This is a genomic window from Pseudoalteromonas sp. T1lg75 (assembly GCF_002964705.1).
Classification (GTDB): domain Bacteria; phylum Pseudomonadota; class Gammaproteobacteria; order Enterobacterales; family Alteromonadaceae; genus Pseudoalteromonas.
Genome location: NZ_PQCD01000001.1, coordinates 1 through 215, shown reverse-complemented (window position 1 = coordinate 215; position 215 = coordinate 1). Strand labels below are relative to the sequence as shown.

The following is a 215-nucleotide window of genomic DNA, read 5'->3' as shown; positions in this document are numbered from 1 at the left end:
TGGTCAGGTAGAGAATACTAAGGCGCTTGAGAGAACTCGGGTGAAGGAACTAGGCAAAATAGTACCGTAACTTCGGGAGAAGGTACGCTCCTACCTGTGATGAGACTTGCTCTCTAAGCGGACGGGAGTCGCAGTGACCAGGTGGCTGGGACTGTTTATTAAAAACACAGCACTGTGCTAAATCGCGAGATGACGTATACGGTGTGACACCTGCC

1 rRNA gene is annotated in these 215 nt (G+C 50.7%); it reads left to right on the top strand.

The annotated features are described in order from the left end of the window. Positions 1–215, top strand: a 23S ribosomal RNA gene (locus tag C2M36_RS00005); the annotation flags it as partial.